The organism is Ruegeria sp. AD11(2025), from assembly GCF_056542405.1.
In genome coordinates, this window is the sequence record NZ_JBQFZU010000136.1 from 1 (window position 1) to 666 (window position 666).

The window sequence follows — 666 nt, forward strand, 5'->3', positions numbered from 1 at the left end:
GTATCTGGACTTTCATTTTTTCACCAACGATCTCGGCGGCAACATGATGAATTATGCCAACCTGTTCTGGTTGTTTGGCCACCCCGAAGTCTATCTGCTGGTTCTGCCCGCCTATGGGATTTATTCGGAAGTGTTCGCGACATTCTCGGCAAAACGTCTTTACGGCTATAACTCGCTGGTCATTGCCACCATGTCGATCGCCGTGCTGTCATTCACCGTTTGGCTGCACCATTTCTTCACCATGGGTCAAAGCGCGCTGATCAATGCGGTGTTTGGTATCGCCACCATGCTGATCGCCATTCCGACAGGGGTCAAAGTCTATGACTGGATGGCAACGCTGTGGCGTGGGCGCATCCGGTTCTCGGTTCCCATGCTGTATGGGCTGGCCTTTCTGCTGCTGTTTGTCATTGGCGGGCTCAGCGGTGTGATCCTGGCCAATCCCACCGTGGATTATCAGGTTCACAACACGCTGTTTCTGGTCGCGCATTTCCACAACGTGCTGCTGCCGGGTGTGCTGTTCGGGTTGCTGGCGGGCTATAATTACTGGTTCCCAAAGGCGTTTGGCTTCCGCCTGAACGACTTTTGGGGCCGCGTGACGGTGGTTTTGTGGACGGTTGGGTTTATGCTCACTTTCCTGCCTCTGTACTTTGTTGGCCTGATGGGGAT

At 54.1% G+C, this 666-nt stretch carries 1 protein-coding gene; it reads left to right on the top strand.

The window, feature by feature from the left end; all coding sequences use genetic code 11:
* The coding region (locus tag ACR1XY_RS24735; protein WP_480597506.1) for a cbb3-type cytochrome c oxidase subunit I at window positions 1-666 on the top strand (666 nt) is incomplete at both ends.